This window comes from Massilia sp. BKSP1R2A-1, assembly GCF_050586525.1.
Lineage (GTDB): Bacteria > Pseudomonadota > Gammaproteobacteria > Burkholderiales > Burkholderiaceae_D > Telluria.
On record NZ_JBOBRE010000009.1, the window covers coordinates 12919 to 28785 of the forward strand.

Below are 15867 nucleotides of genomic sequence, written 5' to 3' on the forward strand. Positions count from 1 at the left end.
GGATCAAAACACGAGCCGCCCACCCTACCCAACTTTTCGAAAGCCTGGAATCAGGCCGCGTGCGCCTGCACGTTCGCCGGCGCCAGTGCTTCCAGCAGCTGCTCCATGCTGACCGGCTTCACCAGGTGCCGGTCGAAGCCCGCTTCCAGCACGCGCCGCTGGTCTTCCGCCAGGCCGTAGCCGGTGAGGGCGATCAGGCGGATGCCGCGCGTGCTTGGATCCTTGCGCAGGCGGCGCGCCACTTCGTAGCCGTCGATGCCCGGCAGGCCGATGTCCACCAGCGCCGCCGCCGGCAGCTTGGCCATTGCCGCGGCCACGCCCTGCAGGCCGTCGGCCGCCTGGTCCACCGGGAAGCCATGGGCGGCCAGCATGGTCGCCATCATCTCGCGGCCGTCTTCATTGTCTTCGATGAGCAGGACCGAGGGCTTGCCGCTGTTGTCGCCAAGGGTCGTCTGCTGTGCCTGGGGGGCCAGCGCCGGCTCGGTGCGCGGCAGGCGGATCGTGAAGGTGCTGCCGTGGCCGCTGCCTTCGCTGTGCGCGCCGACGCTGCCGCCGTGCAGTTCCACCAGGCGGCGCACCAGGGACAGGCCGATGCCCAGGCCGCCCTGGGAGCGGTCGATCGAGATCGCGCCCTGCACGAAGACGTCGAACACCTGGGGCAGCAGCTCGGCCGGGATGCCGACGCCGGTGTCGCGCACGCTCAGGACCACGTCCTCGCCTTCCTGGGCCAGCTGGATGTCGATGTTGCCTCCGCTCGGCGTGTACTTGAGCGCATTGTCGAGCAGGTTCGAGGTGATCTGTTCGAGGCGGGTCGGGTCGCCGTCGACCCAGCCGGGGCTGAGGTCGACGCTGAAGCGGTAGCCGGCGGTGCGGCCGGTGGCGCGGAAGGTTTCCATGCAGCCGGCGACGAGGTTGGCCAGGTCGGTCGGCTTGCGCGCCAGGAGAATCTTGCCCGACATCGCGCGCGACAGATCGAGCAGGTCGTCGACGATGCGCGACAGGTGCTGGCTCTGGCGCTGGATGATCTGCTTGGCGCGGCCGACGGTCTCGCTGTTCGCGCCCGGCAGGCCGATCAGGCTCGATGCGCTGCTGATCGCCGACAGGGGATTCCTCAGCTCGTGGCCGAGCATGGCCAGGAATTCGTCCTTGGCGTGGCTCTTGCGTTCGGCGTCGCGGCGTTCTTCCATCTCGCGCACCAGGCGGCGGTTGGTCGCGGTCAGCTCGGTGGTGCGCTGGGACAGCTTCTCGGCCTGGCGCTTGAGCTGCTCGTTCTTCATGGCCAGGGCCACGAACACCGAGACCTTGGCGTGCAGGACCTGCGGGATCACCGGGGTGAACAGGAAGTCGGCCGCCCCACGCTGGTAGGCTTTCAGGCGATCGATCTCGTCGGCCAGGAAGGCGGTGACGAAGATGATCGGGATGTCGGCCGAGCGCGCGCGCTGGTGGATGGCTTCGGCGGTCTCGAAGCCGTCCATGCCCGGCATATTCACGTCGAGCAGGATCACGGCGAAATCGTGCAGCAGCACCTGGCGCAGGGCATCCTGGCCGGAACGGGCGGAATGGACGGTGTAATTGCTCTCGTCGGCCCACTGATCGAGCAGGCTGGTCAGCGCAAGCAGGCTGGCGGCGTCGTCGTTGACGACCAAGATCTTCGGTTTATCGGTGTGTGCCACGATGGTTGCGATGCTTTCGCCAAAAGGGTCGTGCCTTCAGCAAAGATATTATCAGAGCAAGAGTGTTTCGTTAAAGAAATTGGCCGTAATAACAGCGAATGATATCACGCCCAAATCAGTGCAATTGAGCAAAAAACTCAATCGTGCGCATGGAACGATGTACGGTGCCGCACATACGTCACGGAGGGCTTGTGCGATAGTGGAATCGTCCAGTTCAACCGTATCCACGAAGGACGGGGCTGCCTACATGAAAGGACATTCCATGAATATCGACTCTATCGTAAATCAACAGTTCCACGGCAAATCTTTTAGCGAGTTGGTCAAAGCGCCCTTGACCGCCCTGTGCGGCGTCAACGAACAACAGGCGCAAGCCTTCGCCGGCATCGGCGTGCACACCGTCGGCGATCTCGCCAACCTGCAGGTCCTGAACTACGCCATCGCCATCAAGGCGCTGTCCGGCTGCGAAGGCATGTCTTCCAAGCAGCAGGCGGAAGAGGGTCTGCTCGACGACGCCGTCGAAATGACCTTCCCGGCCAGCGACCCGATCTCGGTCGACGCCGGCATCACCCGCATCGAAGTGGCGCCGGACAAGGTCGAGGCCAGCACCGACCACCAGCACGTGCAGTCGATCGAGGCCCACAACGAGGAAGCCCTGGGGAACGCGGCGATCCGTACCGGCTACCTGCAGAAGGAAGAGGGCGGCAACCGCTGATCAGCATTCCGGCGGTATGTGAAGGCCACCGGCGGCGCAGGCTGCCGGTGGCCTTTTCTTGTTGCGCGCTGAAATTTCGCAGGAATGGAGAAGGCGGCAGTTCAGGAGCTGCCTGAAGGCGCATGCGGCGTCGAGGCCGCAGGCAGGACAGATCGATCGGTTGAGCCGCGCACCCGGCGGGGCGGCGTAATGGATCAGCGGTGGGGCGCGGCCATTTCCGCGGCCGGCGTGGCGGCCTGGGTGGACGGCATCTTGGCCGCGCCCTGGCGGTTCGCCGCCGGCGAGCAGAAACGGTTCTTGCCCGCGCGCTTGGCCTCGTACAGGGCGTAGTCGGCGATATTGATCAGGGCGTCCACCGTGTCGGCGTCGTCCGGATAGATGCTGATGCCGATCGAGGTCGACAGGCGCAGGGTCAGGTCGTTGATGAAATACGGTTCCGACAGGGCTTCGACCAGCTTGGCGGCCGGGCCCTGGGCGTCGGCCAGGGTGTGGATGTCGCCCAGCACGACCATGAATTCGTCGCCGCCCAGGCGCGCCACCGTGTCTTCCTTGCGCGAGCTCGACAGCAAGCGCTGGGACACCATCTTGAGGATGTCGTCGCCGTAGGCGTGGCCGTAGGTGTCGTTGATCGCCTTGAAGCCGTCCAGGTCCAGGTACATGACCGCGGCCTTGGAATGGCTGCGGTTGGCGTGCTGGAGGGCCGTTTCGATGCGGTCTTCCAGCAGGCGGCGGTTGGGCAGGCCGGTGAGGGCGTCGTGCAGGGCCAGTTCCTGCTGGGCCTTGGAGTACTGGGCCAGTTCCTTGTAGAGCAGGCGCACTTCCAGCATGTTGTGGATGCGCTTGTGCACCTCCAGCAGGTCGAAGGGCTTGCTGATGAAGTCGCGCGCGCCCGCTTCCAGGGCGGCGATCTTGAAGCTGGGTTGCGCCGTCAGCGCCAGCACCGGCAGGTAGCCGCCCTGTTCGATTTCCTTCAGGCCCTTCATGACCTGGAAGCCGTTCAGGCCGGGCATCTGCAGGTCGAGCAGGATCAGGTCGTAGTTGTGTTCCCGGTGCAAGGGGCAGACCTGCTCCGGCAGCATCGTCGAGCTGACACAGGTGTAGCCTTCCTCGCGCAATATCTCTTCCATCAGCTCGATATTGTCGGGCGAGTCGTCCACCACCAGGATCTTCGCGTTCAAAATGTCTTGTCTGCTCGGCATGCTCGTCTCTTCTACTCTGGGGGGATCACCACATGTCCAATCGGAATAGGTACATCCCATCTCTTCATAGTCTAGCAAACCCTACAAAATTTCTTGTAGGACAGCGCCGCGTGTCGGGGTAGGAGCGTCAAGGACCATGGACACGCGACTTTCCGGCCGCCTGGCGCACCCCCGGCCCGGCCACCGACGCCACCGCCGCAATCAGCTCGCCCGGCTCGACCGGCTTCGAAATATGGGTCGAAAAACCCGCTTCCAGGGCTTTCAGACGGTCTTCCGGACGGGCAAAGGCCGTCAGGGCGATGGCCGGCAGCTGGCCGCCTGCCTCGCGCGGCAGCGCCCGCACCCAGCCGATCAGCTCGAATCCATCGAATTCCGGCATGCCCAGGTCGCTGATCAATACGTCGGCGCGGTGGGCGCGCAAGGCGTCGAAGGCTTCGCGCGCGCTGGCCGCCACCCGCACCCGGGCGTGACAATCCGTCAGGATACGCGCAATCAGCTCGCGGCCGTCGCGCGCATCGTCGACCACCAGCACCGTCAGGCCGGCAAGGTCGTGGGCCGCCGCTTCCTGGGGCTGCGGCGTAGCCTGCGCCGGCGCGGGAAGGGCGCCTTCGGCGCGTCCCGCCGGCGCCTGCGCGCGCGGCAGCTCGATCGTGAAGCTCGAACCCTGGCCTTCGCCGGGACTTTCCGCATGGACCGTGCCGCCATGCTGTTCGACCAGGTGCTTGACGATCGACAGGCCCAGGCCCAGGCCGCCGTGGCGGCGCGTCATGGAGGCGTCTTCCTGGCGGAAGCGCTCGAACACGTGGGTGATGAATTCCGGCCGGATGCCGGCGCCGTTGTCGCGCACCGTGATCGCGACCGTGTCGGCGCCCTCGACCGCGCGCAGCGCGATCTCGACGGTCACCATCCCTTCGCGCGGCGTGAACTTGATCGCGTTCGACAGCAGGTTCCAGATCACCTGCTGCAGGCGGCCGCTGTCGCCGGCCACCAGCAGGCCGCCGGCCTGCGGGTCGTAACGTTTCTCCAGCACGATGTGCTTGGCGTCGGCCGCCGGCCGCACCGTCTCGATGGCGGCGTCGATGAAGGTGGCGGGGTTGATGGTCTGCATGTCGAGCAGCACCTTGCCCGAGGTGATGCGGCTCATATCGAGCAGGTCCTCGATCAGCTGGGCCTGGGCGCGCGCGTTGCGCTCGATGGTCGAGAGGCCGCGCTGCAGGTCGGCGCCGTCGCGGCTGCCGCGCCGCAGCACCTGGGACCAGCCGAGGATGGCCGACAGCGGGGTGCGCAGCTCGTGCGACAGGGTGGCCAGGAATTCGTCCTTCATCTGGCTGCTGCGCTCGGCCTCGGCGCGCGCCTCGCGCTCGCTCTCGAGCAGCACCTTGCGTTCCTCGGCGGCGCGCGCGGTGGCCTCGTAGAGACGGGCGTTGTCGACCGCGATCGCGGCCTGCGCCGCGATGCCGGTGACGATGCGCTCGCTGCGTTCGCTGAACACGTCCGCGTCCGGGTGGCCGAACAGCATGGCGCCCAGCAGCTCGCCGGACGGCGCCAGCACCGGCACCGCCATGAAGCTCGCGACCGGTCCGAAGGGCAGGGCGGGGCCCGCCAGTCCCGCCTCGAGGTCGGCCGCGCGCAGCGTGCGGCGCGCCTGCAGGGCGGGGCCGAAGCGGGCGAGGGCCTCGGCGAGGGGCAGTTGGGTGAACCCGGCCGTGGCCTCGCCGCCCGGCGCCGTGGTCGAAAACAGCGTTCCCTCGCCTTCCTCGGCGACGTGATAGAAGGCCCCGTAGCGGGCCCCGCTGATGCCCAGGGCCGCCTCGGTGGCGGCGCGCAGCAGGGAGCGCAGGTCGCGGGTCGAGGCCAGGATGCTGCCGGTGTTGTTGAGCAGTTCGAGCACGTGGGACTCGTCGCGCAGCGCCTGCTCGGTACGCTTGACGTCGTCGACGTCGGTGTTGGTTCCGAACCAGCGCTGGACCCGGCCGTTGCGGTCGCGCACCGCGCTCACCCGCGTCAGGTACCAGCGGTACTGCCCGTCGGCGCCGCGCAGGGGGAATTCCATCTCGAAGGGCTCGCCGCGCTGGACGGTCTCGCGCCAGCGCTGGTCGAGCCGGGCCAGCGCATCCGGCGCCACCGCGTCCTGCCAGCCCCAGCCCACGCTCTGCTCGGGCGTGCGTCCCGTATAGGCATACCAGCGGTCGTTGAACCAGACGATGGCGCCGTCCGTCCCGGCCATCCAGGCCAGCTGAGGGATGGTGTTGGCCAGGGCGCGCAGCAGTTCCTCGCTCTGGCGCAAGGTGTCCTCGGCGCTTTTCCTGCCGCTGATGTCCTGCACCACGCCGGTCATGCCGGCCAGCAGGTCCTGGGCCCCCGCATAGTCCGGGCGGCCGACCAGGGCCACCCAGCGCGCCTCGGGCGTGTCGTGCGCGAGCCGGCACTCGATGTTCAGGTCGGCCCGCGCCTTGAAGGCCTTCAGCACGGCGCGCCTCACCTGCAGGCGATGCTCGGGGTGGAGGCGGGCGCGCAGCTGCGGCCAGGGCAGCGGGGTGTCGGCCGGCAGGCCGAGGATGCCGGCCGCGCGCGGCCCCAGCAGCACCCGGTCGGAGGCCGCGTCCCAGCGCCAGTCGCCGAGGCGCCCGGCCGCCAGCGCCACCTGCAGGCGGGTATTGTTCTCGACCAGCGCCTGCTGGTCGAGCTTCCTCTGGGTGATGTCCTGGAAGTAGAGGGTCAGGCCGTCGGGCGAGGGATGCAGACGCATCTCCAGCCAGCATCCCAGGCGCCGGTAATAGAAATCGCGCACCACGGTCTCGCGCTGCTGCATCGCGCGCAGGCAGTCCTCGGCCACCGAGGTGCCGTGCAGGTCCTCGAACTCTTCCCACAGATTGCGGCCGACCAGGCCCGCGCGGCTCTTGTCGAGCGGGGCGATCATCTGCAGGGCGCGCCCGTTGATATAGGTGATGCGCCAGTCGCGGTCGACGGCGCAGAAGCCGTCCGACAGGCTCTCGAGCATGTTCTCCATGCGCTCGCTGGCGCGGCGCAGCGCTTCCTGGGCGGCGATCAGCTCTTCCTCGGCGCGCTGGCGCGCGGCCAGCACGCTCTGGGCATTGCGCAGGGCGGCGGAGCGCATCATCTCGAGCTCTTGTTCGTCGCTCATGCGGCCCGCTCCAGGATGCTGCCCGCGAGGACGCTGCCCTCGACCCGCGCGCGGATCTTGGCGAAAGCGGTCTCGCGCGAGATGCGGGTGTCGTCGTAGAAGGGCGCGAAGCCGCTGTCGTCGGTGCTGCCGAGACGCTCCGGGCCCAGGTATTCGGCCGCCAGCAGCAGCCGGTCGGCCACCTGGCGCGCGCTTTCGACCTGCGGGTCGGCCGGGTTGGTGACGCCGACGAACACGCGCTGCTCGGGCCGGGCGTAGTCGCGCGCGATGCGCAGCACGCGTTCGGGATCGGGCTGGCCGGCCATGGCGATGTAGACGCTGCCGGCGCGGATCTCGAACAGCGCCGGCAGCAGCTCGGCGTAGTCGGCCTCGCCCTCCTGCGTGCTATCGGCGCCGCCCGGGGGCTGGATACCCAGGGGCGAGACGTGCAGGCCGATCAGGGCCCGCTCGGCGCTCGAGAATCGCCGCAGGGCCAGGTTGTTCAGGTGGACGAAACTGGCCAGCAGGGCGCCGCTCGGGTCGAGCCGCATCGCCAGCGGACCTTCGGCGAAATCGACCTGCACCTTGTGCGCGCCGGCAGCCAGGCAGCGCCGGATCTCGGTCTCGTGCTCGTGCACGAGGTGTTCCAGGAACTGCTCGCGCGGGTAGCCGGGGATGCCGTCGGGCGGATACATCAGCGACAGTGCCGAGGGCGAGATCACGGCCTGCTTGAGGGGCCTGGTCGCGTGGCGGCGCGCGGCGGCCAGGAAGCTGTCCGCATAGCACTGGTAGCGGAAGGGGCCGCTTGCGAGACGCGGCATGCGGTGCCGGGCGTCGTCGTTCGAGGACAGTTTCGCCGGAATGCGAAAGCCGTCCGGCGCCGCGTTCGGCGCGCCGTGGACCGGGTAACTCCAGAAGTTCTCCAGCTTGCCCTGTTCGCCGTCGCAGACCACTGGCGCCCCCGTCGCTTCCAGGGCGGCCACGGTCGCGCGCACCGTTTCGTCGAGCAGCGGCGCGAGCGCGCGCGCGTCGAGGCCGGCGCGCACGGCGGCGACCAGTTCGGGCGGGCGGGGGATGCTGCCGATGGCTTCGGTCGGGATCATCATCGCTGGCTTGGCTGGAAATGCGGTGCGCCGCGCCGGGGCGGCAAACGGGAATCGGGGCCAGGCCATTGTAGCCCAGCCAGGCCGGCTTGGGGCGGGATTACCAAGGGCAAGACCAGACCCGCGCCTCTTATCCGCCGTGCGCCGGCAGGCGCGCGACCTTGGCCAGGGCGTCCTGGAGCTGGTCCAGCTCGTAGGGCTTCTGCAGGGACAGGTAGGGGAAGTCGAGCTGGCGCAGCAGGGTGTCGCCATAGCCCGAGGCAAAGATCACCTTCAGCGTATTCTGGTTGCCGACGGCCTGGCGCGCCAGGTCGACCCCCGACATGCCGGGCAGGCTGACGTCCGAGAACAGCACGTCGTAGCGCCGGCTGCCGAGCAGTTCGAGGGCGTCGTTCGGATGCGCCACGCCGTCCGCCTCGTGGCCGAAGGCCTTGAGCATCTCGCACACCAGGTACTGGGAATCGAGGTTGTCCTCGACCACCAGGATGCGCAGGCTGCTGTCTTCGGGCGCCGTCTCGGGCGCGCTCGCGGCCGGGGCGGGCGGGGCCAGGACGACCATCACGCCGGCAACCTGGGCGCCGTCGTGGACCGGCGTCAGCCACAGGTCGCAGCGGTGCTCGCGCATGCCGTCCGCATGGCGGAAGGCAGGTGCGGCGCCGGCGACCATGGCGGGCTGGCCGGACCAGGCCTGCTGCAGGGCGGCGCCGGCGCTCGAAAGCGGAGGCGGCAGCACCGAGGGCACCGAGCCGCCGGGCACGCGGCCGCCGCCGATGCCGGCCAGTGCGGCGTAGGCCTCGTTGAAGACCAGCACGGTTTCACGGCCCCAGACCAGCAGGCCGGGAAGGGGAGAGTTCAGCAAGAGATCGGCAGCCACCCGCAGGGGGGCGGGCCAGCGCGCGGGCTCGCCCAGGACGCTGGTGGACCAGTCAAAGGAAGTTGCGGCGCGCGGGGACGGGACGTTCTCAGGCATGGGCGAGTGTTGTAGGAACGAAAACATGGCGGTCATCGTACACCAAATGCCACAGTGTTGCCTTTTCGCTCCCGTGCGGGGTTGGGTGGCGCCGCCGCCCGTTGCCGGGTCAAAAAAAAGCCCGCTTCCGGAGAAGCGGGCTGAATCTATTTCCTTGGAGGAGAATAGAGGAGACAGGGAGCATGATGCTGCATCGCGGAAAATACGTCCAATTTATATTTGTAATGACCGCCATCAGGAATATTGATAAGTTTCATTTGTCAAGCGGTACGTCGCATCGGCGCGACGCACTGCGCTCTCCCCCTGCGCACGCTTGGTGCAAGGTAGAAAATGTTCTACGATGGCAACTATGTTAAAACCTTCCCTGTTCGCCTGCGCTTGTGCGGCCCTGTTCCTGTCGCACGAAGCGCACGGGCAGGCTGGCGCCCAGGAAGCATTGCCGCTGGCGGACTATTCCCTGGAGCAGCTGTCCAGCATCGTGGTCACCTCGGTGTCGCGCCAGCCCGGCAGGCTGGCCAGCGCCCCGGCCTCGCTGTACGTGATCAGCGGCGCCGACATCGCCCGTTCGGGCGCCACCTCCCTCCCGGAAGCCCTGCGCCTGGCGCCCAACCTGCAGGTGGCGCTGGCCGGTGGCCGCGAATACGCGATCAGCGCGCGCGGTTTCTCCTCGCAGCTGGCAAACAAGCTGCTGGTGCTGGTCGACGGCCGCAGCGTGTATTCGCCGCTGTTCTCGGGGGTGTTCTGGGAGTCGCTCGACCTCGCCCTGGCGGACGTCGAACGCATCGAGGTGAGCAGCGGCCCGGGCGGCACGATCTGGGGCACCAATGCCGTCAACGGCGTCATCAACATCATCACCAGGAGCGCCGCCGACACCCAGGGCGGCCTGGTCCAGGGTTACGGGGGCAAGCGCGAAAACGGTGTCGTGGCGCGCTACGGCAGCCGCCTGGGCACTGGCGCCTGGGTGCGGGCCTGGGCCAAGCGCGACCATGCCGACGCCCCGGCCGCGGACGGCTTCGCCACCGGCAACGGCAGCACCGCCAGGCGCCAGGCCGGTTTCCGGCTCGACTGGGGCGTGGACGACCGGTCTCTGACCCTCAGCGGCGACGTCTACCAGGGCGCCCTGCGTGCATCGCGCAGCGAGTCGCGCGTGGATTTCTCGGGCGGCAACCTGGGCGCGCGCTACGACAGCCGCCTCGGCGAGGACACGGCGTTGCGGCTGCAAGCCTGGTTCGACCAGTCGCGGCGCGACCAGTTCGGCGTCGGCCGGCACCACCTCGATACTGCCGAGCTGGAGGCCCAGTTCGCCACACCCCTGGGCGAAGGCCACGCCCTGACCTGGGGCGGCGGCTACCGCCACGGGCGCGACCGCTTCCGGAACGGCCCGGTGCTGCAGTTCGCGCCGAACCGGCGCACGCTGCGCTGGACCAACCTGTTCGCCCAGGACGAGGTGACGCTCGCGCCCCGGCTGCGCGCGACGGCCGGCCTGCGCCTGGAGCTCAACGACTACACCGGCACCGAAGTCCTCCCGAACCTGCGCCTGGCCTGGGAGGCGGCGCCCGGCGCCATGCTGTGGGCGGCCGCATCGCGCACGGTGCGCGCTCCGGCCCGCATCGACCGCGATCTGCGGCTGGCCGATCCGGCCTCGCACGGCGAGCGCTACCTGGTCGTGGAAAGCCCGGAGATGGATTCGGAGACGGCGAAGGTGTTCGAACTCGGCTGGCGCGCCCAGCCGACCCCCGCGCTGTCCTGGTCGGCGACCCTGTTTTATAGCGACTATGCGCGGCTGCGCACCCTGGAGCCGCAGGCGGGCGGCCCGGCGACCTTCCGCAACCTCGGCCACGGCCGGGCGCGCGGGATCGAGCTGTGGGGCAGCTGGCAGGCGGCGCGCGGCTGGCGCCTGCTGGCGGGGGGCGTCTGGCAGGACATCGACACCGGCGTTGCTTCCTCGAGCCTGGACGCCTCGGCCCGCACCGGCCTGGCGACCAACGACCCGCGCCATTTCTGGAACCTGCGTTCAGCGCACGACATCCTGCCCGGCCTCACCGCCGATTTTCTGCTGCGGCGCGTCGCGCGCCTGCCGCAGCCGGCCGTGCCGGGCTATCATGAGCTGGACGCCAGGCTGGCCTGGCAGGCGGGACCCGAGCTGGAACTGGCCCTGGCGGGCCGTAATCTGCTGCATGCGCGCCATCCCGAATTCGGGACGGCGGGCATGCGCCAACTGGCCGAGCGCAGTGTGTTCGCCAGCGCTTCGCTGCGTTTCTGATCGATAAACAATACATGACGAACATTCCTCCCGACCGAAAGCGCCGCCTGGCTTGCCGGACGCTTGCGCTGCCGCTCCTGCTGGCGGCTGCGGGATCCATGGCGCCCGCGACGGCTTTCGGCGCGGCGCCGGATGCGCCGGCGCTGGAGCGGCGGGTCAAGGCCGCCTTCCTGTACAAATTCCTCGGCTACGCGGAGTTTCCTCCGAATGCCTTCACCGAGCCGGGCGCGCCCCTGCTCATCGCCGTGGCCGGCTCGGACGAGATGGTGGCCGAACTGTCCCGCATCACGGCCGGGCGCGTCGTGGCTGGACGGCCGATCGTGGTGCGGCGGGTGGCCGACAACGAAGCGCCGCCGCCCGCGCACCTGCTGTTCGTGGCAGGCGGCGACGGCGAGCGCTGCACCCGAATGCTGCGCGCCGCGGCAAACGCCTTCCTGACCGTCACCGAGTGCGAAGGCGGGCTGCGCCAGGGCAGCGTGATCAACTTCCGCATCATCGACGAACGCGTGCGCTTCGACGTGTCGCTCGACGCCGCGGATCGCAAGAACGTCAAACTCAGTTCGCGCCTCCTGACCGTCGCGAACCGGGTCCAGAAGGGAGGGTCGTGATGAGCACCCACGATACCGGCTCCGTGCGCAGCAAACTGATTCTCATGGCCGTGGCGACCACCATCGTGGCGCTGCTCACCGCCTTTGTCGCCATGCTGGTGGTGGACGCCCGCTCGGCCCAGCGGGTCTGGATCGACGACCTCGCCACCCAGGCCGACATCATCGCCGACGTCGCCGCCCCGGCGGTCTCGTTCAACGACAGCGACAGCGCCGCCCGCAACCTCGCCGTGCTGCGGGTGCGCCCGCAGATCATGGCCGGCGCCATCTATACCAATAGCGGCCAGCGCTTCGCGACCTGGTCGCGCGACGGCAGCGCTGCCGGCTTCCCGCAGCGTCCGGAAGCGGCCGGCCACCGAATCGAGCGCGGCGAACTGGTCGTGTTCCGTCCCATCGTGGAAAACGGCGAGCCGCTCGGCACCGTCTACCTGCGCTCGCGCTACGGCCTGTTCGACCGGGTGCTGAGCTACGGCGCCATCCTGGGCGGCGTGATGCTGGGCGCCCTGGTGATCGCGGCCCTGGTGGCTTCGCGCCTGCAGGCCTCGATCACCCGTCCGCTGCAGGCCGTCACCCAGGTGGCGCGCCAGGTGATGCTGCGGCGCGACTTCACCTTGCGGGTGCCGGGCCGGGAGAAGGGCGAGATCGGCGTGCTGGTCGAGGCCTTCAACGACATGCTGGCCGAGATCGGCCGCCGCTCGGATGCCCTGCAGGCGGCCAACCGCACGCTGGAGCACGAGATGACGGTGCGCGAGCGCGCCGAGCAGGCCCTGATCGTGGCCGACCGCAGGAAAGACGAGTTCCTCGCGACGCTGGCCCACGAACTGCGTAATCCGCTCGCGCCGATCCGGACCGGCCTCGATATCCTGCGCATCCGCAGCGGCGACGCCCAGGCGACCCAGCGCGCCACCGACATCATGGAACGCCAGCTGCGCCAGATGGTGCGCCTGGTGGACGACCTGCTGGACGTCTCGCGCATCAATACCGGCAAGTTCACCATCAAGATGGGGCGCGTGGAACTGAAGGCGGTGGTCAACGACGCCCTCGAGGTGGTGCGCTCTTATATCGAGCTGCACGGGCACGAGCTGGTCATCGACCTGCCGGACCGCCCGGTGTTCCTGCACGGCGATGCCACGCGCCTGGCCCAGGTCCTGTCGAACCTCCTGAACAATGCGGCCAAGTACACCAACCGCGGCGGGCGCGTGACCCTGAGCGCCGGCGTGGAGGACAAGACCCTGGTGCTGGAAGTGGCGGACACCGGCATCGGCCTGGCGCCGGACATGCTCGATTCGGTGTTCGAGATGTTCGTGCAGGTCGACTCGACCCTGGAGCGCAGCAACGCGGGCCTGGGCGTCGGGCTGTCGCTGGCGCGCAAACTCGTCGAGCTGCATGGTGGGACCATCCAGGCCTTCAGCGAAGGGCTGGGGCAGGGCAGCCGTTTTGTCGTGCGCCTGCCGATCGTGGTCGATCCGGAGCCGCTCACCAAGCCGACGCCGGCCGCCTTCATCAGCACCGAGAGCTACCGCATCCTGCTGGCCGACGACAACGTCGACTTCGTCAACAGCATCGGCGCGCTGCTCACCGCCATGGGGCACAGCGTGGTGATCACCCACAATGGCCCGGACGCGCTGGCCGCGGCGGCGCGCTTCTGTCCGGACTATGCCTTCCTCGACATCGGGCTGCCGCACATGTCGGGCTACGACCTGGCGCGCGGCATCCGCAACCTGCCGGCCGGGACCATGACGGTGCTGATCGCGGTGACGGGCTGGGGGCAGGAGAAGGACCGGCAGCTGGCTTTCGAGGCCGGCTTCGACCATCACATGGTCAAGCCGGTGCGCTTCGAGCAGATCGAGGAGATTCTGGGGAATCGCAGCATTATCAAGAAGTTGCGTACCTGAGGCGGGCTGGGTGGGCCCGAGCCGGGCGTGCAGCGCCAAAAAAAAAGCGCTGTCACCGTTGGCTGTTGGGCCAGGTTGAACTGTCGAGCTGCTTCGCTGTCTGACTGCCATCTCGGTCGATAACGGAGGCAGTAATGCAGGCGGCGGGCTTCAGGAGGTGGCTGGCGCGCGTCAGGCATCTCGACCGGCGCCAGCGCGAGCAATTGCTTGCGCTACTGGGCCCGGCAATCGGACTCGACCGGGTTTGTGCAGCCATCGACGGAGCGCGGCCGGCGCCTTGCTGTCCAGCCTGTGGCCACCGGCACAGCCACCGTCACGGAAGCGACCGCGGCATTCAGCGCTACCGCTGTTGCGGCTGCGGGCGCACCTTCAACGCGCTCAGCGGAACCCCGCTGGCCAGGCTGCGCCACCGTGCCAAGTGGCTGGAGTACCTGGGCAACATGCTCGACAGCCGCACCGTGCGTGCGGCGGCCGACGCGGTCGGCGTGCATCGCAACACCAGCTTTCGCTGGCGCCATCGCTTCCTCCACCTGGTGAAACACGATCGGCCCGATTCGCTGGCCGGGATATCCGAAGCCGACGAAATGTTCCTGCTCGAGTCGCAGAAGGGATCGCGCAAGCTCAGGCGAGCGCCTCGCAAACGGGGCGGCGTCGCCAAACGCCGCGGCATCAGCCGCGAGCACGTCTGCATCCTGGTGGCCCGCGATCGGACTGGCGGAACAATTGACTGCGTGACCGGACGCGGCAAGGTGACCGTGGCCCAGCTGCGCCGGCACCTGCTGCCGGTGCTCGACCGCGACGTGTTGCTGGTCACGGACGCCCACCCTGCCTACAGAACATTTGCCCTGGAAGCTGGCATATCGCACGAAGCGGTGAACGTCAGTAGCGGAGAAAGAGTGCGTGGCGCCATACACGTGCAGAACGTGAACGCCTATCACCGCCGTTTCCGTCAGTGGCTGGCGCAGTTCAATGGCGTGGCGTCACGATATCTGCCGAACTATCTTGGCTGGCAGTGGGCGCTCGACGGTCGGCGCATCAAGACGGCCGAGCGGCTGTTATGTGTGGCGCTTGGTGGTTTCAGCACGGCGAGCCCACACTGAACGGTGACAGCGCCAAAAAAAACGGAAGCGCTTGCGCGCTTCCGTCGATTACCCAAAGGTCCGGGCGAGGCTTAGGCTTGCTTGGCCTTGCGGCGACGTGCCAGGAAGCCCAGGACGCCGAGGCCGCCCAGCATCATGCCGTAGGTTTCCGGTTCCGGAACCGGAGCCAGCATCATGGCGCCGCCGAACGATGCGCCAGCATCCGACACCAGGGTGCCGCTGACTTGCAGGTAGTAGTTACCTGCAGCGAGGTTGTCGGCCGAGATGCTCCAGACGTCCATTTCGCCGCTCATCATCGAGGTACCGTTGGAGATCAGGACGTCGTCTTCGCCATACAGGGCCAGGCCTGTGATGTCGAGGCCGGTGTCGGCGCTGCCGCTGATCGACGAGATGATCGCATTCAGGTTCATGCCGATGTCACCGTCGATGGTGAAGGTGAACTGGTCGGCGAAGGTGTTGCCTTCGTTGTCAGCGGCGAAGGTGTCACCGAAGAAGGCGCTGTTATCGATCAGGTTCAGTGCCTGTGGGGTATCGCCGATGACGTCCTGGGCCATGACAGCCGACGAACCGAACGAAGCGGAAGCCAACACAATTGCAGCAATCAGAGATTTTTTCATTTCTTTCCTCGCATAGAATCAGCCGCGTCCTGCAGCCTGGGTTTCAAGTATCGGGGAACTTCATGCTATCAAAAGAGCATGGAAAAGCACGCGGAAGTCTGATTGGACAGTCAATAGGTGGCATTCATTCCAACAATCAAGATATTTCCGATTGGACATGCTAAAGCCGCGTTCTTCATAGGAGAACCCAGCATTTTGAGGTTGATGAGCAGAAAAGATTGCTGGGCTTGCTCAAAATACGTCAGCACAGTCCTACGAAAAGAGGAGGGCCATTCCGGCGCAGAGGTCGCGCAAATTAAGGCCGGTTTAAATAACGAAGACGCGATATGGATGAGAGATGCACGCTTTTGCTGAGTTGCTTGAAGCGCGAAAGCAGCGGTTTCCGCGTACACGAGGTGGTTCTCACGCGTGATTCGCCACGTGAGGTAGGAAACTGCCGAGGTGATCCCCACTGGTGGATGGCAGAAAAGAAAAATGGCCCAGAATCGCTTCTGAGCCATTTTCTTGAAAAGTTGGCGCGGCTGGCAGGAATCGAACCCACGACCCCTTGGTTCGTAGCCAAGTACTCTATCCAGCTGAGCTACAGCCGCCCGAGGCACGCATTAT

The 15867-nt window shown here is 67.5% G+C and carries 11 protein-coding genes and 1 tRNA gene; 5 read left to right on the forward strand and 7 right to left on the reverse strand.

Annotated features, from left to right (window positions below; all coding sequences use genetic code 11):
• Positions 1-50 precede the first annotated feature (50 nt).
• Positions 51-1673, reverse strand: coding sequence for an ATP-binding response regulator (locus ACQ7JA_RS14890; protein ID WP_430899019.1), 1623 nt, complete (start codon positions 1671-1673; stop codon positions 51-53).
• A 262-nt stretch (positions 1674-1935) separates the two neighbouring features.
• On the opposite strand from ACQ7JA_RS14890, the gene ACQ7JA_RS14895 reads away from it, so the two are divergent.
• Positions 1936-2385: a hypothetical protein gene (locus ACQ7JA_RS14895; RefSeq protein ID WP_430899021.1), complete on the forward strand. Its 450-nt coding sequence runs from the start codon at positions 1936-1938 to the stop codon at positions 2383-2385.
• Between the two features lie 194 nt (positions 2386-2579).
• Here ACQ7JA_RS14895 and ACQ7JA_RS14900 read toward each other — a convergent pair whose 3' ends face one another.
• The 4 genes from ACQ7JA_RS14900 to ACQ7JA_RS14915 all read right to left on the reverse strand — a co-directional run bounded on the left by ACQ7JA_RS14900 (position 2580) and on the right by ACQ7JA_RS14915 (position 8781).
• The gene (locus tag ACQ7JA_RS14900; RefSeq protein ID WP_430899023.1) at positions 2580-3584 is read right to left on the reverse strand and encodes a diguanylate cyclase domain-containing protein; all 1005 of its coding nucleotides are present in this window, start codon (positions 3582-3584) and stop codon (positions 2580-2582) included.
• A gap of 127 nt (positions 3585-3711) precedes the next feature.
• Positions 3712-6729, reverse strand: coding sequence for an ATP-binding protein (locus ACQ7JA_RS14905; RefSeq protein WP_430899025.1), 3018 nt, complete (start codon positions 6727-6729; stop codon positions 3712-3714).
• Positions 6726-7814: a 5-methyltetrahydropteroyltriglutamate--homocysteine methyltransferase gene (locus tag ACQ7JA_RS14910; RefSeq protein ID WP_430899027.1), complete on the reverse strand. Its 1089-nt coding sequence runs from the start codon at positions 7812-7814 to the stop codon at positions 6726-6728. Before ACQ7JA_RS14910 ends, ACQ7JA_RS14905 begins: the two co-directional genes overlap by 4 nt.
• Before the next feature lie 127 nt (positions 7815-7941).
• Positions 7942-8781 carry a response regulator gene (locus tag ACQ7JA_RS14915; protein WP_430899029.1) on the reverse strand — a complete coding sequence of 280 codons (840 nt, stop codon included), beginning with the start codon at positions 8779-8781 and terminating at the stop codon, positions 7942-7944.
• A gap of 349 nt (positions 8782-9130) precedes the next feature.
• Here ACQ7JA_RS14915 and ACQ7JA_RS14920 point away from each other — a divergent pair, with 349 nt between their 5' ends.
• The 4 genes from ACQ7JA_RS14920 (at position 9131) to ACQ7JA_RS14935 (ending at position 14644) form a co-directional block, all read left to right on the forward strand.
• On the forward strand, positions 9131-11044 hold the full coding sequence (locus tag ACQ7JA_RS14920; protein WP_430899031.1) for a TonB-dependent receptor plug domain-containing protein: 1914 nt from the start codon (positions 9131-9133) through the stop codon (positions 11042-11044).
• A 14-nt stretch (positions 11045-11058) separates the two neighbouring features.
• Positions 11059-11652 (forward strand): YfiR family protein, encoded by a 594-nt coding sequence (locus ACQ7JA_RS14925; RefSeq protein ID WP_430899036.1) that lies wholly within the window; start codon positions 11059-11061, stop codon positions 11650-11652.
• The gene (locus ACQ7JA_RS14930; protein ID WP_430899037.1) at positions 11652-13544 is read left to right on the forward strand and encodes a hybrid sensor histidine kinase/response regulator; all 1893 of its coding nucleotides are present in this window, start codon (positions 11652-11654) and stop codon (positions 13542-13544) included. Before ACQ7JA_RS14925 ends, ACQ7JA_RS14930 begins: the two co-directional genes overlap by 1 nt.
• A 134-nt stretch (positions 13545-13678) precedes the next feature.
• On the forward strand, positions 13679-14644 hold the full coding sequence (locus ACQ7JA_RS14935; RefSeq protein WP_430899039.1) for an IS1595 family transposase: 966 nt from the start codon (positions 13679-13681) through the stop codon (positions 14642-14644).
• A gap of 71 nt (positions 14645-14715) precedes the next feature.
• Here ACQ7JA_RS14935 and ACQ7JA_RS14940 read toward each other — a convergent pair whose 3' ends face one another.
• The gene (locus ACQ7JA_RS14940; protein ID WP_430899422.1) at positions 14716-15234 is read right to left on the reverse strand and encodes an FxDxF family PEP-CTERM protein; all 519 of its coding nucleotides are present in this window, start codon (positions 15232-15234) and stop codon (positions 14716-14718) included.
• Positions 15235-15774: 540 nt separating this feature from the next.
• A tRNA-Arg gene (locus tag ACQ7JA_RS14945) sits at positions 15775-15851 on the reverse strand.
• Positions 15852-15867: the final 16 nt, after the last annotated feature.